The organism is Dyella sp. SYSU CM1112, assembly GCF_058216415.1.
This window is the reverse complement of the sequence record NZ_JBZEGI010000002.1, coordinates 574,413-595,018: the sequence shown is the minus strand read 5'-3', so window position 1 is coordinate 595,018 and position 20,606 is coordinate 574,413. Positions and strand designations below refer to the sequence as shown.

Genomic DNA, 20,606 nt, shown 5'->3' with positions numbered 1-20,606 from the left:
CTCATGGTTTCAGGTTCTTCCACAGGATCGTCAGGCCATCGAGGTTCAGGCCCTTTTGCAGCGTGGCCCGGCCTTGTGCATCGGCGACATCGCGGAGGACGGCGCCATCGTCGCGATGGATTTCATAGGTCTGGTTGGGTGCAGGCCGGCCGCTGTGCATGGACACATAGAGAAGCGTTCTTGCCAGGGTCTATTGCTGCGCAATAGGCCGTCTGGAGGAAAGAGTTCGATGCCGATGCAATAAGGCTTGCCCAGGACTATTTCACGCAGCTCGAAGGGCACCGCCTCGAATGCCTCGGTGCGGTGATGCCGGGAACGTTGCTAAGGGAGGTCTTGCGAAAAAACACGGCGGCGACGCGTTGAAGACGTCCTGTGTCAGAGACATGCATGAATTTCCTTTGGCTACGATGATGCGCGGCGTGGAGGGTGCGTATCGGCGAAACCAAGGTCGCGGCGTTGGTGCGCGATACGCGTGCCAAGCATTTTTTACTTCAGATGACTGTGAAAGCGAGTGCAGCGGAAGCAATCTAAGACTTTTCGCCCTTTAGGATGACGTTGTTGCTAAGGACACCCATACATGTTCAGAGCGCAGGTTTGATATCCACCAACGCAATGGGCCGCGATTGCTCGCGGCCCATGCAGTGCTAGCTCTCTACGTTTTACGGTCTTACCGCGGTCACTTCGATTTCGACCCGGAAGCCGGGATTGGCGAGTGCTGCGACCTGGACGGCGGAACGCGCTGGCAGGTTGGGTTGGCTCTTGCTGCCGAAGAATTGCGTATAGCCGGCCATGAAGCCGGCGAAGTCCATGTGTCCGCCATGGCTTTCATCGCCGACCAGGAAGACGTGCATCTTGACCACGTCGCCCATGTCCAGATGCATGCTCTTGAGCTGCTTTTCGATCGCGGTCAGTGCGCCGATCGTTTGTGTCTTGGTGTCGCCATAGGCGGCGACCGAATCTTTCGGTGCCTTGGGGTCGATGACCGGGGCCACCATGCCGCTGAGATAGACGATAGCTTTGCCGGCAGGTATTTCCACCGCGGCGGAGATCGGAAAATGGCTGTGCGGAAGCTGGTAGCGGATGACATCCTGTGCATGCGTCGGCAACGAGGCGGCAAGCAACAGGGGTACGGCGAGGGCGAAGGCGATTTTCTGCATAAGTGTTCTCCGTATGAAGCCTCTCAAGGATGCATGTCGGCCACGTCGCGGGCGCTGATGCGATCGGTGTAGTGATTGCCAAAATGCGAGCGGACGTAGTTGACCACATCGGCAATTTGCGTGTCGCTGAGTTTGGTGTTTTCAAGCGGCCCGGTCTCTCCCGTCCGCATAAACGACGGCATGTCGCGACGACCGTGCAGGACAACCGCGGCCATGTATGGCGCCGAAACCAAGTGCGGATCGCCGGCGAGCGCAGGATAAGTGCCGGCTCCCACCGCGCCTTTGGCATCGGGCATATGGCAGCCCTGGCAGATGTGCTGAAAGATGGTTTGGCCGTCGGCGACGCTGAGTTCCGCGGGGCTGGTATAGGCATGATCGGAAGACCGCGCGAAGCATGCCGGCATGCCCAGGCACAACATCAGGCAGGGTACGAAAATCCGAAATCGCTGGCATGGCTTCGAATTCATGCGCTGGCCTCTGCGGTTGCACGCTGGTGTACGCGTTCAATGGCATCCAGTGCGGAAGTGACGGCACCTTCCTGCCAGGCGGGCAGATAGGATGCATGTTCGCCGGCCAGTGCAATCCGGCCGTCGATACGGCAAAGATTGTCGTAGTGCTTGGCGCGCGCTTCTTCCGACCACAGGCCGAAGCAGCCCATCGTGAAAGGCGAACGATGCCAGCCGACGGCAATGCCGTTTTCGAACTCTTCGCGATATTGCGGATGAATCCGGCTGCCGTATTCGACCGCTTTTTGCACGCGTTGCTGCGGCGTCATCGCGGTGAATTCAAAAGCATCCAGGCCCCAGATATAGGCACCCAGCAGTACGCCTTTGCCACGGCTGTGATAACCGGTGCTGGGGTAGCTGATATTCATGATCGGCAAGTCGGTATAGGTGATACCGCCATAGATATGCTCGTCTTCTTCCCAGAAGCGCCGTTTGAATTGCAGCCCCACTTTCACCGAGGCCGCATAAGGCACCGCGGCGATCGCCTCTGCCATCGGTGCGCCTACATTCATGGGAATCTGGCTGAGTATCGACAGCGGGATCGTGCAGATGCACCAGTCACCGCGTGCTTTCAATGCGCTGCCGGGATGATGGGTGTCTTCATAGGTCACGGTGACGCCGTGTTCGTTCTGTTGGATGGCGGTGACTTTGGCGTTGTAGCGGATCGATCCGTCCAGTGCGCGACCAAAGGCTTCGCCGATGCGCCCCATGCCGCCGACCGGCTGGAACAGCGTAGTCTGGAATTCGTAAATCTCACCGACGCTCAAACTGCCCCATAAGCGCGAGCCGAGCAGTTCATCCAGCGCAATCGGTTTCGAAGGCATGGGTTTGGCCGACAAACCGCCGCCAGGATCTTTATCGAAGCCGCGCCGCTCGCTGCTGGTGATGCTGGTGCGATAGGCAAAGTTCTTGTCGAGCGCGCCCCATTCGCGCAGCGACTCCAGCAGAATTTCCTGATCTTCCTTGCTGAGTTGTGCATCGAGCTTGCTTTGCTGCGTGCTCTTGGCGAGCAGTTCGGCGACATGGCCGCGGTAGTCGGCGTTGACCGTTCGATAGCGCTGTGGCTTGCCGCCGAATGCTTTGGTGCTGTGCACGTAGGCGTTGTGATTGACTTGCACGAAAGACTCAAGCGCTACACCGAGCTTTTTGCAGTAACTGAGAATGCCGTGATGGTGATAAGGCAGACGCCACGGGCCGGGATTGAGATAGAGCCCTTGATCGAACTGGCAGTGCTGCGTGAATCCACCCAGTTCGGTGTAACGATCGCCGCCACGCAATGACCAGTTGCGTCCGCCGGGGCGCTGGTTGTATTCGAGCACCTGCACCTGATAGCCGGCCTGGCGCAATTCGTAAGCCGCTACCATGCCGGCGATGCCTGCACCCAAGATCAGCACGGATGTGTTTTTCGGCGCACCTTGCAACGTGGGATGGCCCTTGAACGGTGATTCCGCCGCCAATCCCAGGCTGCTCATGGCCTGGTACATCGTTGCTGCGCCGGCAGTCCTGCCGATCATGCGCAGCAGATCGCGACGTTTCATGGAAAATGTACAGCCGTTGTCTTGCATCGATGAACCTCCTGCGCATCGCTAAATTTCCCCTCTCCCCGCCGGAGAGAGGGGCTTGAGCATCAAAATCGATAAGTTACCTTTCCGTACCAATAGCGGCCGTTGAATCCGAATGGCGACAGCGCCGAGTACTGCAAACCATCGGCGCGATCCTCATAGACGTTGTTGAGCGATGCTTTGGTCGGATACTGATTGGTGATGTTGTCGGCGCCCACCGTGAACGTCCAACTTTGATAATTGTAACTGGCGGCAACATCGAGCAGCCATCGTGCAGCGAATGTCTGGTCTTCATCGCCGCTGTAGTCGTCACCAAGACGCGTGACGCTGCCGTAGCGAGTGAGGTTGGCGTGGAAGTCGAAGTTATGAATCAGCCAATCACCGGCCAACACGTACTTGGTTCGTGGCGCGGCATCTGTCAGCAGGCCCTGGCTGGCACGGCCGAAGTCGGGTGTCGAGACATTGAGGATGGTGGTTTCGTTGTAGTTGGCGCTGCCGGTGAGGTTGAATGTGCCGAAGGTGTTCAGATCCAAGTGATAGCTGGCGATCACATCGGCACCGCGTGTACGCGTGGTGGCACCGTTGACGAAAAACTGTGCGCCGGTCACTTGATTGCCCGGAATATCCACCGGAATCTGATCGGAATACAGAATCTGATGCCAGATGCGGATCTGGTACACATCGATCGTTGCATCGAAGTTGCTGGTCGGCTGCCACACGCCGCCAAGGGTGTAGTTCACTGATTTTTCCGGCACCAGCGGCTTGGCACCCAGGGCGATCGCGACGGGATTGGAGGTGCGGTAAGTACCGATCTGCGCAAGCTGCCCATTCTGGATCAGGGTGACGACGGATTCATAATTTTGTTGTGCCAGCGATGGTGCGCGAAATCCGTTCGATACCGTGCCACGCAGGGCGAATGTATCGGTGAGCTGATAGCGCGTCGAGATCTTGCCCGAGCGCGTGGACCCGGCATCGCTGTAGTCTTCGTAACGCGCCGCGACACCTGCTGACCATTTGTCGGTGAGATCGGTCTCCAAATCGACGTATGCCGCCTTGCTGTGCCGGCTGAAGTCACCTGCCACCTCTGGCGCCAGGCCCGGATAGACCTGCGAGCCGCCGGCATAGGGCGAATCCGTGCCGGGAATGAGCGTATCCGGATCGAAGAAATAGGAGTCCGGATCGCCCGCGCCGATGACATAGGTTTCATTGCGATATTCCGCGCCGAACGCCAAGGTCACGGGATTGGGCAGGAAGCCCCAGTTGAATTCCTTGCTGAGATCGACGTTGAACACGCCTTGCTTGTTGTCGAAGGTGCCTGCGTGGAAATAGGTTGGTGAATAACCCTTGGTGTAATAAAGGTTGGTATTGACGGTGTTCTGGATATCGAAAACCAGATTGTTCTGGCCGTAATCCGCGGACACATCCCAATGCCAGCCACCCGCGGTATGGCCTCTTACGCCGAATACGAAAGCTGTGTCATTGGTGTGATTGACGATCTGCGGCAGAAAACCGTTCGGGTAGATTTCTGGAACATTGCGGGTGGAGTCGTAAGGCCGGTAATAGCCATTGGACGTGACATCGCGTTTGCTGCCGTTGAGGTAGCCGTACAGTTCGATGTTCGGCGTGATGTCGTAGGCGAAATTGAGCAGCAGCTGGTACGTTTTTTCTTCAGGGTCGCCGTAGCGTTCATAGGGATAACCGGTGGGATTGGGTGCGCCGGCGACGGTAGTGGACATATCCGTGTTTTCGGCGCGGTTGGTGTTCATCTGGTTCTGGTAATTCCAGGCCACCCGCATCCAGCCGGGTGCTTTGCCGTTGCTGCCGCCTAGTGGAATGCCGACCGATCCGTCGACGCCATTGGTCGCGCCGTCGCCTTCGTCCATGATGCCGGCGTTGGCGCTGATGCTGTTGCCGCCGGCTGCGCTGCCGTGCTTCAGCACGATATTGATCACTCCTGCGATAGCGTCGGAACCGTACTGCGCAGCCGCACCGTCACGCAGCACTTCGATGTGGTCGATAGCGGAAATCGGAATCGAGTTCAGGTCGACCGGTGCCGAGCCGCGACCTACAGACGAGTTGTAGTTGACCAGGGCGGACGTGTGATAACGCTTGCCGTCCACCAACACCAGCACGTCATCGGGCGAGAGTCCACGCAGCGATGCCGGACGGAGTGCATCGTTGCCGTCGTTGATGGCGGGACGTGGAAAGTCCAGCGAGGGCAACACGGTGTTCAGTGCGCTGGCGAGATCGGTATAGCCGCTGGAAGTGAGATCAGCGGGCGAGATGATGTCGATAGGAGAAAGCGATTCGGCGGCGGTGCGGTTCGTGGCACGGGTGCCGGTGACGACGACTTGCTGGAGTTGTCTTGCGCTTTGTGGAGCGGGTGAGTCGGCGGTGGTGTCATCGGCCCAGGCGGAAGCACTCAGGGCCAGGTTGATGGAGAGCAAGGGCAGCACGGCGGCTGCCAGCGGACGTCGTACGAGTCGTACTTTCATGAGATCCCCCGATCAAATGGTCACGGCAACAGGCGTCCCTCCAATGGATCTTGGATATGTGCGATCTCTGTGTAATGCGCCGCAGCACCTGCTTCTCCCCAGCCGCGGTAATTTGAGGCTATGACACATGTTGCGATGCGTCAATAGATGGTCATATACCTGTCACTGCATGGATATGTCACCGTGCTAGGCGGTGGCGCATGCGGCGCGCTTTGCGTCAGGCGTTGGATGGCGCGTCGATGTGGCTGGTCAGCGAGGCATGAATGCTGAGGATCCCTGCGGTGTGTCTTGCGCGCGTCGATGGCACACGCTTACAGCCACCACCTCAAGACTTCCTCGACGATGTCTGGGATGGCGGCGCTGGCCGATACGGTCAGCGTGCGTGGTTCGTCCTGCGGTGGCTGCAGATCGCGGAACTGGCTGCTCACCAGTGAGGCAGGCATGAAGTGGCCTGTACGCTGCGCCACACGTTGCATGGCCTGTTCCGGTGTCAGCGCGAGGTAAACAAATCCGAGGTCGGGCACGGCATGCCGCAGCAGCTCGCGATAGCGACGCTTGAGCGCCGAACAGGTCAGCACGACACGCTGCGATGATGTCAGCTGCTGTACGGCTTCATCGGCAAGTCGTTCGAGCCAGCCCTGTCGATCGGTATCCGTGAGTGGTATGCCTGCGCGCATCTTGCGAATGTTTTCGGGAGGATGAAACTCATCGCCCTCGATCATGGCGGCCCCGGTATGCCGGCAAAGTGCCTCGGCGACAGTCGACTTGCCGCAGCCGGATACTCCCATGATGACGATGGCGCGCATTTCGTTGGACATGTTCGTGGCGTGTCAGGTGGCTGGTGAGTCGGGTAGATCGAAGTGTATTAGCTCGGTGTGTGTGTGACCGGTGGTCCAGAAAGCGATGCAAAAAAAGCCGGACCTTGCGGTCCGGCTGCTTGGGGGCGGTCGTGCAGCGAGGTCGCTCAGGCGGCCATTTCTTCTTCTTGCGGAACATCGACCGGCAGTCGGATCAGATAATCGAACGCGCTGAGCGCAGCTTTCGATCCATCGCCCATGGCGATCACGATCTGCTTGTATGGCGAGGTGGTGGCATCGCCTGCTGCAAAGATGCCCGGTATCGATGTTTCGCCACGTGCATCCACCTCGATCTCGCCGCGCGGCGACAACTTGATGGTGTCCTTCAGCCATTCGGTGTTGGGCAACAAGCCGATTTGCACGAACACGCCTTCGAGTGCCAGCTGCTCGCGCTTGCCGCTGGTACGGTCGGTATAGGCCAGGCCGTTCACCTTATTGCCATCGCCCAGTACTTCGGTGGTTTGCGCACTGACGATCACCTTCACATTGGGCAGGCTGCGCAGCTTGCGTTGCAGTACTTCGTCCGCACGCAGCTTGCTGTCGAATTCCAGCAAGGTGACATGGTCCACGATGCCGGCCAGATCGATGGCTGCTTCCACGCCGGAGTTGCCGCCGCCGATCACCGCCACGCGCTTGCCCTTGAACAGCGGGCCGTCGCAATGCGGGCAGTAGGTGACGCCTTTATTGCGGTATTCCTGCTCGCCCGGTACGTTCATGTTGCGCCAGCGCGCGCCGGTGGAAAGGATCACCGTCCTGGCTTTCAGCGAAGCGCCGCTAGCCAGGCGCACTTCGATCAATCCGCCTTCTTCCTGCGCCGGAACCAGCTGCTCGGCACGTTGCAGGTTCATCACGTCCACGTCGTATTCGTGCACATGCTGCTCGAGCGAGGCTGCAAGCTTCGGGCCTTCCGTATAGGAGACCGAAATGAAATTCTCGATCGCCATCGTATCCAGCACCTGGCCGCCGAAGCGCTCGGCGGCGACGCCGGTGCGAATGCCTTTGCGTGCGGCATAGATCGCTGCCGCCGCGCCGGCCGGGCCACCGCCCACCACCAGCACCTCGAAGGGCGCCTTGGCGTTGAGCCTTTCGGCATCGCGCTGCGCGGCGTTGCTGTCCAGGCGTGCGGCGATCTGCTCGATCGTCATGCGGCCCTGGTCGAACGGCTGCCCGTTGAGGAATACGGTGGGCACGGCCATCACCTGGCGCGCGTTGACCTCGTCCTGGAACAGCGAACCGTCGATCGCCACATGTTTGATGTTGGGATTGAGCACGCTCATCAGGTTCAAAGCCTGCACGGTGTCCGGGCAGCTATGGCAGGTGAGCGACATGAAGGTTTCGAATACGTATTCGCCTTCCAGATTGCGCACTTGCTCGATCACTTCCGGCGCCGTCTTGGACGGATGACCTCCGACCTGCAGCAGTGCGAGCACCAGCGACGTGAACTCGTGTCCCATCGGAATGCCGGCAAAGCGCACGCTAACGTCGGTACCGAGGCGGTTGATCGCGAATGAAGGCTTGCGCGCATCGTGACCGTTTGTGCGCAGGGACACGTGTGCCGAGAGCGATTCGATATCGCGCAACAGCGCAAGCAGCTCTTGCGAGGTGGCGCTCTCATCGAGAGAAGCAACCAGCTCGATCGGATGGGTCACCTTTTCGAGATAGGCCCTGAGTTGTTCTTTCAGATCGTTGTCCAGCATGGTGCGTCTCCATCAATGGTGCGATGTGGAGTAGACGCCGCCGTCACCCGCTGCTGCATGGATGGGAGGCGTCTGCTCGAAGGTAAGGGTGCGGGCCCGGCGGGAGGGGGAGTGTCGGGCCCGCGGCGGTTTCCGTTGCGGAAACCGCTAAAACGTGCAACTTAGATCTTGCCGACCAGGTCCAGCGACGGCTTCAAGGTGGCGGCGCCTTCCTGCCACTTGGCCGGGCACACTTCGCCCGGGTGGGAAGCCACGTACTGTGCAGCCTTTACCTTGCGCAGCAGCTCGGACGCGTCGCGGCCGATACCGTTGTCATGGATTTCGCACAGCTTGATCTGGCCTTCCGGATTGATCACGAAGGTGCCGCGCAGGGCCAGGCCTTCCTCTTCGATCATCACGTCGAAGTTGCGGGCCAGGGTGCCGGTCGGATCGCCTACCAGCGGGTACTTCACCTTCTTGATCGCATCGGAGGTGTCGTGCCATGCCTTGTGTGCGAAGTGCGTATCGGTGGATACACCGTAGATCTCCACGCCCAGCTTCTGGAATTCAGCATAGTGATCGGCCAGGTCTTCCAGCTCGGTCGGGCAAACGAATGTGAAGTCGGCCGGGTAGAACACGACCACCGACCACTTGCCCTTCAGTGCGGCATCGGTCACTTCGATGAACTGGCCTTCCTTATATGCGGTGGCCTTGAACGGTTTGACTGCGGTGTTGATCAACGACATCGGTTTCTTCCGCTGAGTGGTGAATGAAGGTTCAAAGATATAGGCATGCCGGGGAAAGGGCCAATTGATTGTTGGGATGAAAGTGATTCATCCGGCCTATCGATCGGCCATCGTCGGCATCGATCGCCTTTTCAGGCGAAGAAACAGGTAAGGGCACGCAGGGCCGATTCAAAGGCAGGACGACATGGATGGTCGCGATCGCGGGCGATAAGTGTGGCGATGGTTCGAGACAGCATGTATTGCAAACGTACCATCCGCCCGATCGATGGCTTGTCAACGGCATGGTTTGGCCAAATGTGGACGAGCTGTGGATCAAACCGTGACGCGTTTTGCACGATTTGGGTTGCTTAATGGCAGCGGTCCTTCGGATGGACTTACGCCGGTCAATGCATGACGTATCCCAGTGGCTGCATCTCGTCGCACTCGGCTCGCTCGCCTTGGCATGCGTTTGCGCCGCCGTGATCTTTGCCCATATTGCCGGCCATCCGCAGCGGATGGGCATCATGAATGGCGTATGGCCGATTGCGGCCCTGTTCGGCTCCATCTTCGTGCTGGTCGGCTATTTCTGCTACGGCGCGCAGGACGCCGAAGACGTCGAAGATCGTGCGCGCCAGCCGGCGCCTTTTCCGGTTGCGGTAGCCAAAGGCGCGCTTCATTGCGGCAGCGGCTGCACGATCGGCGACATCCTTGCCGAAACCTTGCTGCTGATTTTTCCCGGCGCGGCAGTGTGGTTTGGCTGGCATGGCGTGTTCGCGGAAAAGATGTACGCCACCTGGGTGCTCGATTTCATCCTGGCCTTCATCGTCGGCATTTTTTTTCAATATTTCGCCATTGCGCCGATGCGCCATCTTTCGATCAGGCAAGGCATCGTCGCTGCGTTGAAGGCGGACAGCCTGTCGCTGATGGCATGGCAGATCGGCATGTATGGGGTGATGGCGCTGATGCAATGGGTGGTGTTCCCGCATTTGCTCGGCACGCAGGTGCCGGCCAGCAAGCCGGAATTCTGGTTTGCCATGCAACTGGCGATGCTCGGCGGCTTTATCACCAGCTATCCGGTGAACGGGTGGCTGTTGCGAGCCGGCATCAAAGAGGTCATGTGAGGTGGATGGCTGATGGAATACGCCAAGACGGACAACGCTAGCTGCCCTGACATCCGCGATTACGCGGCAATTGGGAATTGTGCCGGCTTGGCGCTGGTGACCAGGGAGGGTCGCGTCGATTGGTGTGCGCTCGAAAGCTTCGATGCGTCGCCGGTGTGTTTTCGGCTGCTGGACGATGCCATCGGCGGTTACCTGGATACGCGTCCGGTCGAACCATTTGAGGCGACGCGGCGGTATCTGCCGCATACCAATGTGTTGGAAGAAACGTTCGCTACGGCATCGGGCATCGCAACGCTTACGGACTTTATGCCGATAGGTCGCGATCCTGTTGCCGCAGCGGATGATTTTGTGCGGATAAGCAGCCTGCCGTGGCTCGTCCGCGTGATTCGCGTCAGCGAAGGCGAGATGAGCTTTCGGCTGGAGATGCTGCCGTGCGTGGCGTGGGGCAGGGATAAGCCGGATATCCGCCGTGTCCAGGACGGGATGGCGTGGCAGGGTGGCATGTTGCTATGCGACCGCCCGATCGAAGCCCACGATGAAAAGGCCTGCGGTGTCATTCGTGTGCGTGCCGGCGAGCAAGTCAGGCTGATTCTCATGGCGGGAACATGCGACACCCCTTCGGCGGCATTGCAGGCCGTGGACAACTTGCTCGATGTCAGCCTGGCTTACTGGCACGCATGGAGTGACCGCTGTGGCTATGAAGGCGCCTACGTGGACGCCGTCGAGCGCAGCGCATTGGCCTTGAAGCTGCTGACCTATGCACCTAGCGGTGCGATCGTCGCAGCGGGCACCACCTCGCTACCGGAATCGCTGGGCGGTACTCGCAATTGGGATTACCGCTTGAGCTGGGTGCGTGATTCCACCCTGACCTTGTTCGCGCTTGCCGCGCTGGGGTATCACGAAGAACCCGAAGCATTCCGGAAATTCCTGTTCGGGTGCGGCGCAGGCGATATCTTTCCGACCCAGATCGTGTATGGCATCCGTGGCGAAATGAATCTCGCGGAATGCGAGCTTTCCTATCTGCGCGGCTATGGCGGAAGCCGGCCCGTGCGGATAGGCAATGCGGCGCATCGCCAACGCCAGTTCGACGTGTATGGCGAAGTGATGGATTGGATGCTGCTGCGCCAGGAACTGGGCGGCTCGCTGTCGCCATCGGAACGCGATGTATTGCGACGCACCGCCGATTATGTGGCCGCGCACTGGCGCGAGCCAGGGCAGGGTTTCTGGGAGGAGCGCGGCGCACCCGAGCATTTCGTCTACGGCAAGATGATGTGCTGGGTGGCGCTCGACCGCGCGCAGACCTTGCTGGATTGCCACGACTACGAAGCGCCCATGCAGGCCATCGTGGAGGACGTGCATCGTCGCGCCATTGCACCTCGCGGCTATCTGCGCAAGCGCTACGACCACGACCAGATCGACGCCGTGGGGCTGCGGGCGCCGACCATCGATTTTCCGTTGCCGCCGGGATGTCTTCAGGCCACGCTGGATGAAGTCATTGCGCAGCTCGCCGGTCCGAAAGGTGTTTTTCGATACAAGGGCGCGGACGGATTGGATGGCGAAGAGGGTACGTTTGTAGCGTGCGGCTTCTGGCTGGTGGATGCCTTGCTCTTTGCCGGCCGGATCAGCGAAGCAAAGCGCTGGCTGGAAACATTGATGCAGCAGGCCAGCGACGTAGGTTTGTATGCGGAAGAAATCGACGCGGACAGCGGCCGGTTTCTGGGCAACTTTCCGCAGGCACTCTCGCATCTGGCCTTGATTCATAGCGCCGTGCTGTTGGAATTCGTGGAACATGGCGGTGCGGACGCGTTGCAGGGCACGCATGCCGATCGTGTGCAGCATGCGGCGCGGATGATGGAGCGGGCGAGCAAGGCGAAGAAAGCGCCAAGGCCGGATATCGATCCGAAGGACTGGGTGCTCGATCTTGCTGCGCTCGGTCTGCAGAATTATCAAGCGCCTTGATGCATCGCGCGTGCTACATGCGGGGGATGCGCTCCCTCTTGTTGCGCGTGAAAGCGAACGCAGCCAAGGCGCCTGCAGCCAACAGCAATGCGTTGCGGTTGGATGTCAGCCACCATTGCAGGCTGTCTGTGCGAGCGCGCGCATCGAAGCGGCCATGCGTCCCATAATCCATCGGCACGGCGTCGAATAGATTGTCAGGCCGCTCTTCCGGTACAGGCTGCGGATCCACTTGTCCGCGATAGCCTTGACGAGCCAGTACGCGGTCGAGCAGCGAGGGAAACCACTTGTTTGCCATGACCGCTTTGACCGCCGGAAAGCCGACGAACACTTCGCGCCGGCGGTGATGCGCGGCCCAGTGGATGCCCTTCGCCGCCAACTCTGGCTGGAAGATCGGAGGCACGGGTTGCGGACGCCCGTCGAGCCGGTTGCGTGCCCATTCGAATTGGGGTGTGTTGAATGCGGATAGCTGCACCATCGTGACGTGCACCTTGCTCCGTTCGTGCAGGAGTTCCACACGCAGCGCATCGGTAAAACCGCGGATGGCGAACTTGGACGCGCAATACGGCGCTTGCAGGGGGATCGCGCGATAGGCCAGGGCCGAACCGACTTGCACGATGCAGCCGCGTCCACGTGGACGCATCCGTTTCAAGGCGGCCAGCGTGCCATGCACGGCGCCCAGGTAAGTCACTTCCGTGGCGCGGCGAAACTCATCGGCCGTGATCTCGCTGACCGGGGCGAAGACCGTGGCCATGGCCGCATTGATCCACACATCGATCGGGCCGAGTTCTTGCTCGACGCGGGCGGCGGCGGCTTCCACTTGTGCGGCATCGGCGACATCGACCGGGATGGCCAGTGGAGTGCCGCCCAGTTCGCGTACTTCGCTCGCGGCTTTTTGCAAAGCAGGACTGTCGCGCGCCAGCAAGGCGACGCGAGCACGGCTGCGGGCAAATCGATGCGCCGTCGCACGTCCTACGCCGGCGGATGCGCCGGTAATCACCACCACTTCAGACTTTTTTCTGCTCATGCTGATGTCCCCGCATAGGCCATCGTGGAAAGGACGGCGAGCGCGGCCTGGCGCGAATCGAGGCGCGTGTGCTGAACAACGATCGGCACATCCGATTCAATCAATGTGGCGTAATCCGTATCGCGCGGCACGGGCTCAGGGTCGGAAAGATCATTGAAGCGAAGATGCAGGGTTCGCCTGGCGGGCACACGGGCGTGATACGGTCCAGCCGGTTCGCGATCCTTGAAGTAGATGGTCAGCGTGACGTTTGCATCCTGATCACTGATGTTGAGGAGGCAGGCTGCCTCATGGCTCATCAGGCGTGGATCGTCGGTGGGCGTGTCGTCGAGCGGGATATAACCTTCGGCAATAGCCCAGCATCGGCTGCCGATGCTGCGTGCAACCGTCATGGTGCCTCCTGCTTGAGCTTGATCAGCGCCACGCCTGCATCGGCGTCGTATTCCTTATGCAGATGAACAGGCGCTTCGGTCGGGATGACTTCCAGCGTGGGGCGCACATGCTCTCCCAGCAAGTAGCCGCCCCGTGCAGGGCCGTCTTTGTCGCCGGGTACGGCACGCATAGGTATCCGGGATGCGCTGCCCTGCAAGGCGGCGTCGCCGAGGGGCGATACCCCTTCGCGTTGTCGATCGAATCCATTGGGCCGGTATTCGCGCTTGTTCCACTCGTAATAACCCGGCACCGCATGTCGTAAAGCGTCGGTTGCCGTGAAGCCGCGCGCACTGAGCGCTTTACCACGGGCGAAGCGCAGGAGGCCGGCCATTACTTCATCGTCCGTGTCGAGAACGACTGCCCACCTGCGTGAGTTTTGAGCATGATGGATGAGTTGATGGCGCATGGTTGGGTTTCCTCAGGAACTGACGCGATAAGCCTCGACGTCCTGCTTCTTCCATATCAGGCCGAGTCCGGCGCAATCGACGTCTACGATGAGTTCACCTTGGCGCAACGCCGGCAGGCCGTCGAAAAACATCGACTCGATACGTACGTGATCGTGGAAATACTCCACGTGCCTTACCGCCGGCGCCGCGCTGCACACGTGTGCGTGAAGATGCGGTGCGCAGTGTGCCGAGATGGGGATGCCATAGGCTTGTGCCAGTGCAGCGGCTTTCAGGAAACCGGTAAAGCCGCCGCAGCGCGTGCTGTCGATTTGCAGTACGTCGACGGCTTCCGCGTCGAGCATGCGGCGGAAATACCAGGTATCCCATCCGTATTCGCCGGCGGTGACGTCGATAAGATGATGGGCGCGGTCGCGTACCCGTTGCAGACCTTCCAAGTCGTCCGATGAAACAGGTTCTTCGAACCAGTCGACCTTACAATCGACAAATGCATCCATCAGCGCAAGCGCCTGCTTGGGTGTGTAAGCGCCGTTGGCATCGACCATCAACGCAGCTTCCACGCCGATGGCGTCGCGTGCGGCAAGTACGCGCTTGGGATCTTGCTGTGGCACAGAGCCGACCTTCATCTTGACGCGCTGCAAGCCTTGTTCGATGAAACCGGCGAGTTGTGTTTGCAACTGATCCAGGGTGTAGGAAGTGAAGCCGCCGCTGCCATAAACCGGTACGCCCTCGCGCGCACGGCCAAGCAGCGTGACCACGGAAACACCGAGCATTTTTGCCTTCAGATCCCATAAGGCGTGATCCACCGCGGAGATGGCCATCCATCCCAGGCCGGGACAGCCGATATTGCGCAAGCTGCGGCGCATCGCATGCCATAGGCCCGGAATATCCATCGGGTCGGCGCCGAGCAGGCAATCCCGCAGCGGCTGGGCGATCAGTGACGTCGCGGCGTGATGGGTGTACGTATAGCCTATACCTTCATATTCAGCGCAACGGATCGTCGCGATCACGATGGTGGTGGCATCCCAACGCAGCGTGCCGTCGGCTTCCGCCGTATCGGTGGGGATGGTGTAGGCCACTGCGTCGACCCGGTCGATCTGGTTCCTTGCGCCGCTCACGGATGCAGGGCTCCGCTGAGGGATTTTGTGATGCGTGTTTTGTGGGAAGCGTGTGATGACATGACGGCCGTCGCGGAGGCGCTAGGCGATTCATCCTGCGAGGGGCGAGGTCATGTGGGGGTGAATGGCGTGCGGTGGTTATGTGGAGCGGACCTGGATAGTGAGGGTGGGTATCGGGGCATGGGTGTGCATGGCGTGGATGAATGCATGGCTTGCGACGCTTATGTCGACCGAAGGCAAGGCTTCCACATACGAAACGTCACTGCGCGCGAGATCGCTCATCTCGACCGAGTCAGGAAGCTATGGCTGAACCAGCATGCCACCCGGCCGGCAAGTCCTTGGCAATAAACGCCGGCGTATAAGCCGGTGCATACCTGCGCAACACCTTTCCCTGCGGATCGACCAGGAATTTCGTGAAATTCCACTTGATGTCCTCGACGCCCAGCAAGCCTTTCGCCGCTTGCTTCAGCAGCTGATAAAGCGGGTGGCTGGCCGGACCATTCACGTCGACCTTGGCGAACATCGGGAAGGTGACGTCATACGTCAACGAACAGAACTGCTTGATCTCGCTGTCGGTACCGGGTTCCTGCTGGCCGAATTGATCGCATGGAAAACCGAGGACGGAAAACCCAAGTTTGTGGTAGCGGCGGTACAGTGCTTCGAGGCCTTCGTACTGTATGGTGAATTGACAGCGCGATGCGACGTTGACGACAAGCAGCCATTGGCCCGCGTAGCTGCGCAAGGACTGCGGCGCGCCGTCGATGGTGGTGGCGTGGATATCGTAGATGTTGCGCATGTCGTCCCCTGGGTTGAGCGTGTGAGATGCGCGGCAGTGTAGGAGGCGTTGTCTCATGCATCCAATTGATTGATGCATGAGCGGCCATAGCCGTTGCCTATGCTCGAAAGGGTTTGCGCGGCGCGTAGTGCGGTTGGTGCTTCAACCTCTCGGCAAGCCATGCCGTGGCGTGTCGCTACCGAACGTTTTGGTCGTGAGCGGTGCACCGGCAGCGGCAAGCACCTCGCGTTGTTGCGTGACCGGAATGCGCAACACGGCATCTTCCCATCGCGCCAGTTTCTGGAAGGCGGGTAGCGCTTGCGTCCGCTGGATAAGCGCTGCGGTATTCGGCCAGCGAGTGGCATCGACGCTGTAGCGTACGAAGGATGCCGTGCGGAAATAGCAGGCAAGGCTGATGTCGGCAATGGACAGTTCGCCGAAAATAAATCCGTCCGCGGGCAACTGGGTTTCCAGGTAATCGAGCGCCGCAGGAATTTCGGTTTGCTTCGCGCGCTGCACGACGTTTTCGTCGGTCGGTTCGTGGAAAACGTGGCGCAGTACGGCGAGTTGATAGAACAGCCGCCAGATCAGCACATCAGCGAGATGCGTATCGGCGTATTCCTCCAGCCAGCGTGCCTTGGCGCGATGGGCGATGTCGGACGGATAGAGCGCAGGAGTGGGATGCTTGTCTTCCAGGTACTGGCAGATCACGGTCGAGTCGTTCAGTACCAGATCGCCGTCGATCAGCACAGGTATGCGTCGCAGTGGACTTAGCCGGGAGAATTCGTTGTCGCCGAGGAAGGGCGTCATGGGATCGATCTGATAATCAAGCCCCTTGATCTCCAGGCACACCAGCACTTTGCGCACATAGGGCGAGATGTAGTTGCCGATGACGATGAGTGGGCGGGACATGATGGACCTCCTTTCAAGCCGCAGGCAAAGGCGGCACCGAGGTCGGCGAGCCGTTGGAGTCGAGCGCGATCATCACGAAGCGGCCGGTGGTGCAGACGCGGCGATCGCCGGTCAGTGGATCCTCGGCGGTCATTTCCACTTCGACCTGCATCGAACTGCGCCCGACGCCGACCAGGCGGGCGACCAGTTCAACCAGTTGCCCCTCCCGCACCGGCACGCGGAAGTTCACCTCTTCCGAGCGCGCGGTGACTACGGTGCGGCGCGCATGGCGGGAGGCCACGATGAAGGCGGCCTTGTCCATCCAGGCCAGGGCCTGGCCACCAAACAAGGTGCGCAAATGGTTGGTGTGATCGGGAAAGACCATTTCCAGCAGGCGTGCTTCAGGCAGGGCGGCGTTCATCGTCGATGGCGGAGTAGTCGGATGGAACGTACACAATAAGGCGCCGCGCCTTCCCTGGACAGGCTCGCAAGGACCTTTGGCAGGGGTGGCCCGGTGCGCGGGGCGTTACGATGAAGGATGGTGACGACACCAGGGGCCGCGATGGCGGCCGCTTCAATCGGGGAGCAAATATGCGTGTGATGACCGGCAGGTCGCGTCTGTATGGCGCGCTGATAGGTGGGTTTCTTGCGGCGATCGCCGCGTCGGGTAGTGCGATGGCGAGCGGCAGTACGCTGACAGCGCAGGATTACGCGCAAGCCGAGCGCTTCATGCCATACAACACCGTGCCGCTGGTGGATCATGCGGTGTATACGGTGCATTGGATGGACGCGACGCACTTCTGGTATCTGGACCACGATGCCAGCGGTGACCACTACATGCGCATGGATGCGAGCGGCAAGGCCGAGCCGCTGCTCGATCAAACGAAGCTCGCGGCAGCGCTGGTGAAGGCCGGCGACAAGACCGCCAAGGCCGACAAGCTGGGCATCACCGATTATCGCGTGGCCGCCGATGGACGTGACGATGTCGAAGTACATGGCAAGCATTACCTTTGCGACCTGAAGGGTGCGGGCGAATGCGCGGCAGTGCAGGCCGGCAAGGAGCCGGGCGTGCTGTCGCCGGATCGCAAGCAAGAAGCTTTCATCCGCGACTGGAACCTGTGGGTGCGCGACGTCGCTACCGGCAAGGAAACTCAGTTGACGACGGATGGTGTCGAGAATTTCGGTTACGCCACCGACAACGCCGGCTGGAAACATACCGACAACGCCATTCTCGAATGGTCGCCCGATTCGAAGCAGATCGCGACCTTCCAGCAGGACCAGCGCCAGGATGGCGATATGTATCTGGTCACCACGCGCGTGGGCCATCCGGCATTGCAGTCCTGGAAATATCCGCTGCCGGGTGACAAGCACGTCACGATGATCGACCGCGTCATCATCGATGTGCCGGCGCATAAGGTCGTGCGCTTGAAGATGCCGCCGGATCAGCACCGCTCCACGCTTTGCGATGACGTGAGCTGCGGCAGGGACGGTGGTTGGGACGATGTGAAATGGGCGCCGGACAGCAAGACGCTGGCGTTTGTCTCCACCTCGCGCGATCACAAGCACGAGACCTTCCGCATTGCCGATGCGAAGACCGGTGCGGTGCGTACCGTTTTCTATGAAAACGTGCCGACTTATTACGAAAGCGGCAACGGCGCGGTGGACTGGCGTTACCTGCCCGGCAGTCATGAAGCGATCTGGTTCAGCGAGCGCACCAACTGGGGCAACCTGTACCTTTACAACCTCGATACCGGCAAGCTCGAGCATCCGATCACTACCGGCGAAGGCAATGTCACCGAGGTGCTGAAAGTCGATGCGAAGACGCGCACGGTGTGGTTCCGCGGCGTCGGTCGCACACCGGGCGTCAATCCGTATTACCAGCAGTTCTGGAAGGTGAGCCTGGATGGCGGGCAGCCGGTGTTGCTCAGTCCGGAGCCGGCCGATCACACCATCACCATGTCCGGCGACGGCAAGTATTTCGTGGACAGTTATTCCACCACTGACAAACCGCCAGTCACCGTTCTGCGCGATGCGAACGATGGACACACGATTGCCACGGTCGCCAAGGCCGACATCAAGCGCTTGCTCGCGACCGGCTGGCAGCCGCCGGAACAGATCGTAGTGAAGGCGCGCGACGGGCGCACCGATCTGTATGGCCTGATGTTCAAGCCGACCCATTTCGATCCGCATAAGAAATACCCGATCGTCGACTACATCTATCCCGGTCCGCAGACCGGTTCGGTATCGACCTTCGGCTTTTCGCCTGCGGATTACGACGATCAATCGCTGGCGGAGCTTGGCTTCATCGTGGTCGCGGTCGACGGCATGGGCACGCCGTGGCGCTCCAAGTCCTTCCACGATTTCTGGTACGGCAATATGGGTGATAACACGCTGCCGGACCAGGTGGCGGCGATCAAGCAATTGGGCCAGCGGTATGCGTGGATCGATCTCGACCGCGTGGGTATCTGGGGACATTCCGGCGGTGGTGACGCCACGGCGGACGCGATGTTCCGCTATCCCGATTTCTTCAAGGTCGGCTGGTCCGAAAGCGGCAACCACGACAATCGCGATTACGAAGACGATTGGGGCGAGAAGTGGGAAGGTCTGCTCACCACCAACAAGGGCGGCGGCAGCAATTACGACAACCAGGCCAACGAGCTTATCGCCAAGAACCTGAAGGGCAAGCTGATGCTGGTGCACGGTTCGATCGATGACAACGTACCGCCGTACAACACCTTGCTGGTGGTCGATGCGCTGATCAAGGCCAACAAAGACTTCGACATGTTGTTCTTGCCGAACGAACACCATGGCTACGCCGACGACACGCCGTACGTCACGCGCCGTCGCTGGGACTATTTCGTACGCAACCTCGCCGGCGACACGCCGCCGAAGGAATACGCGCTCAAGCCTTGGCCGTGGCGTTAATGCGGTCTGCGCGAGCAGCAGCCAAGGCATGTTGCCTGCTGCTGCTCGCGGGATGTTTTCCTGCCGCTGCGGCGCCTGCCGTGGCGGCGTCGTTTCAGACATTCTGGTTGGCAGCGCAGGCGCAGCCCTTCGAACGCCAATTGCAGCTATGGGACCGCGAGATCGAAGCCCCACGCCGCGCGCTTTACGCTTCCGTGGTGTGGGAGGACCGCGATCATCCGGACTGGGCGGCACGCCGACGGCGCTGGCTGCAGGCGCGTTTCGCTCAATATCCGACGATCGCCGGTGGTATTCCTCGCGAGGCGGTGGCCATTCGCAACGCATTGGACAAGCAGTCGATCCGCTTCCGCCGGCTGTTTCCCGATGCTTCGGCGCAGCCGCCGGTGGTGCTGGTGCTGGCGCCCAATTTCGATGCCAAGAGCGGGGTGCTCGCCGATGGCAAGCCGGTACTCGCGCTTGCCGTCGATTCGTTACTGCTGGAGCATGCGAATCTCGACATCCTGCTGCCGCACGAATTGTTTCATCTGTATCACGCCCGTCACGCCCGTCACGCCGGTATTCGCAATGATGGCGTGATGCCCGGCGCGACCTTGACGCTGCCGCTGTTCGAAGAGGGTTTGGCCACCTATGTCAGTGGGCAGGTTTCGCCGGGATATGGCGATGGCGACCTGCTGCTGCAAGACGACCTGGGAAAGATTCCCATGCGCCGACTGCCCGACATCGCGCGACGCTTTCTGGTGGATGCGCGCGGCAAGGCGATCGATCGCGATCACCCGGAAATCTTCAAGCGCTGGTTCAATAGCGCATCAACGCCCTACCAACAGGGTTTGCCCAACCGCACCGGTTATTGGCTGGGTTTGCAGATGATTCGACATCTGCGTCGCAGTTACACCTTGCAAGCGATAGTGGCATGGTCTCCGGCGCAAGCCGATGAACATGTGATGTCTGCATTGAAAGAGATCAGCCGCCAACACGAATGACC

General features: G+C 60.2%; 19 protein-coding genes. 4 read left to right on the top strand and 15 right to left on the bottom strand.

Translation table 11 applies throughout. The annotated features are described in order from the left end of the window. Position 1 precedes the first annotated feature (1 nt). The 8 genes from AC4HNJ_RS05685 to ahpC form a co-directional block, all read right to left on the bottom strand. Positions 2–166 carry a hypothetical protein gene (locus tag AC4HNJ_RS05685; RefSeq protein ID WP_490478558.1) on the bottom strand — a complete coding sequence of 55 codons (165 nt, stop codon included), beginning with the start codon at positions 164–166 and terminating at the stop codon, positions 2–4. Between the two features lie 493 nt (positions 167–659). Beyond that, complete coding sequence (locus tag AC4HNJ_RS05680) at positions 660–1,157, bottom strand: RidA family protein (protein WP_490478557.1); 498 nt, start codon at positions 1,155–1,157, stop codon at positions 660–662. A 23-nt stretch (positions 1,158–1,180) separates the two neighbouring features. Continuing rightward, positions 1,181–1,624 (bottom strand): c-type cytochrome, encoded by a 444-nt coding sequence (locus AC4HNJ_RS05675; protein ID WP_490478556.1) that lies wholly within the window; start codon positions 1,622–1,624, stop codon positions 1,181–1,183. Next, a complete protein-coding gene (locus AC4HNJ_RS05670) occupies positions 1,621–3,228 on the bottom strand; it encodes a flavin monoamine oxidase family protein (protein ID WP_490478555.1) in 1,608 nt (535 codons plus the stop codon). Before AC4HNJ_RS05670 ends, AC4HNJ_RS05675 begins: the two co-directional genes overlap by 4 nt. 62 nt (positions 3,229–3,290) lie before the next feature. Next, positions 3,291–5,720, bottom strand: a complete 2,430-nt coding sequence (locus tag AC4HNJ_RS05665; RefSeq protein ID WP_490478554.1) for a TonB-dependent receptor plug domain-containing protein — start codon at positions 5,718–5,720, stop codon at positions 3,291–3,293. A gap of 311 nt (positions 5,721–6,031) precedes the next feature. Next, positions 6,032–6,538: a gluconokinase gene (locus tag AC4HNJ_RS05660; protein WP_490478553.1), complete on the bottom strand. Its 507-nt coding sequence runs from the start codon at positions 6,536–6,538 to the stop codon at positions 6,032–6,034. A gap of 146 nt (positions 6,539–6,684) precedes the next feature. Further along, positions 6,685–8,274, bottom strand: coding sequence for an alkyl hydroperoxide reductase subunit F (gene ahpF, locus AC4HNJ_RS05655; protein ID WP_490478552.1), 1,590 nt, complete (start codon positions 8,272–8,274; stop codon positions 6,685–6,687). 161 nt (positions 8,275–8,435) lie between these two features. Next, positions 8,436–8,999: an alkyl hydroperoxide reductase subunit C gene (ahpC, locus tag AC4HNJ_RS05650; RefSeq protein ID WP_490478551.1), complete on the bottom strand. Its 564-nt coding sequence runs from the start codon at positions 8,997–8,999 to the stop codon at positions 8,436–8,438. A gap of 386 nt (positions 9,000–9,385) precedes the next feature. On the opposite strand from ahpC, the gene AC4HNJ_RS05645 reads away from it, so the two are divergent. Beyond that, entirely contained in the window at positions 9,386–10,099 is a 714-nt protein-coding gene (locus tag AC4HNJ_RS05645; protein WP_490478550.1) for a DUF4396 domain-containing protein, read from the top strand. Positions 10,100–10,111: 12 nt separating this feature from the next. Continuing rightward, positions 10,112–12,058 (top strand): glycoside hydrolase family 15 protein, encoded by a 1,947-nt coding sequence (locus tag AC4HNJ_RS05640; protein ID WP_490478549.1) that lies wholly within the window; start codon positions 10,112–10,114, stop codon positions 12,056–12,058. Positions 12,059–12,071: 13 nt separating this feature from the next. On the opposite strand, the gene AC4HNJ_RS05635 is transcribed toward AC4HNJ_RS05640, so the two are convergent. From AC4HNJ_RS05635 to AC4HNJ_RS05605, 7 genes are all read right to left on the bottom strand, one after another. Continuing rightward, positions 12,072–13,082, bottom strand: coding sequence for an SDR family oxidoreductase (locus AC4HNJ_RS05635; RefSeq protein WP_490478548.1), 1,011 nt, complete (start codon positions 13,080–13,082; stop codon positions 12,072–12,074). Next, positions 13,079–13,471 (bottom strand): sensory rhodopsin transducer, encoded by a 393-nt coding sequence (locus AC4HNJ_RS05630; RefSeq protein ID WP_490478547.1) that lies wholly within the window; start codon positions 13,469–13,471, stop codon positions 13,079–13,081. Before AC4HNJ_RS05630 ends, AC4HNJ_RS05635 begins: the two co-directional genes overlap by 4 nt. Further along, positions 13,468–13,917, bottom strand: coding sequence for a PCC domain-containing protein (locus tag AC4HNJ_RS05625; protein ID WP_490478546.1), 450 nt, complete (start codon positions 13,915–13,917; stop codon positions 13,468–13,470). Before AC4HNJ_RS05625 ends, AC4HNJ_RS05630 begins: the two co-directional genes overlap by 4 nt. Before the next feature lie 12 nt (positions 13,918–13,929). Then, on the bottom strand, positions 13,930–15,033 hold the full coding sequence (locus AC4HNJ_RS05620; RefSeq protein ID WP_490478545.1) for an enolase C-terminal domain-like protein: 1,104 nt from the start codon (positions 15,031–15,033) through the stop codon (positions 13,930–13,932). A 292-nt stretch (positions 15,034–15,325) separates the two neighbouring features. Next, positions 15,326–15,829 (bottom strand): glutathione peroxidase, encoded by a 504-nt coding sequence (locus tag AC4HNJ_RS05615; RefSeq protein ID WP_490478544.1) that lies wholly within the window; start codon positions 15,827–15,829, stop codon positions 15,326–15,328. Between the two features lie 141 nt (positions 15,830–15,970). Beyond that, complete coding sequence (locus AC4HNJ_RS05610) at positions 15,971–16,720, bottom strand: glutathione S-transferase family protein (RefSeq protein ID WP_490478543.1); 750 nt, start codon at positions 16,718–16,720, stop codon at positions 15,971–15,973. A gap of 13 nt (positions 16,721–16,733) precedes the next feature. Continuing rightward, positions 16,734–17,120, bottom strand: a complete 387-nt coding sequence (locus AC4HNJ_RS05605) for an acyl-CoA thioesterase (protein ID WP_490478542.1) — start codon at positions 17,118–17,120, stop codon at positions 16,734–16,736. A gap of 170 nt (positions 17,121–17,290) precedes the next feature. On the opposite strand from AC4HNJ_RS05605, the gene AC4HNJ_RS05600 reads away from it, so the two are divergent. Both AC4HNJ_RS05600 and AC4HNJ_RS05595 read left to right on the top strand, forming a co-directional pair. Then, positions 17,291–19,624 (top strand): S9 family peptidase, encoded by a 2,334-nt coding sequence (locus tag AC4HNJ_RS05600; protein WP_490478541.1) that lies wholly within the window; start codon positions 17,291–17,293, stop codon positions 19,622–19,624. Then, on the top strand, positions 19,624–20,604 hold the full coding sequence (locus tag AC4HNJ_RS05595) for a hypothetical protein (RefSeq protein WP_490478540.1): 981 nt from the start codon (positions 19,624–19,626) through the stop codon (positions 20,602–20,604). Before AC4HNJ_RS05600 ends, AC4HNJ_RS05595 begins: the two co-directional genes overlap by 1 nt. Positions 20,605–20,606 lie beyond the last annotated feature (2 nt).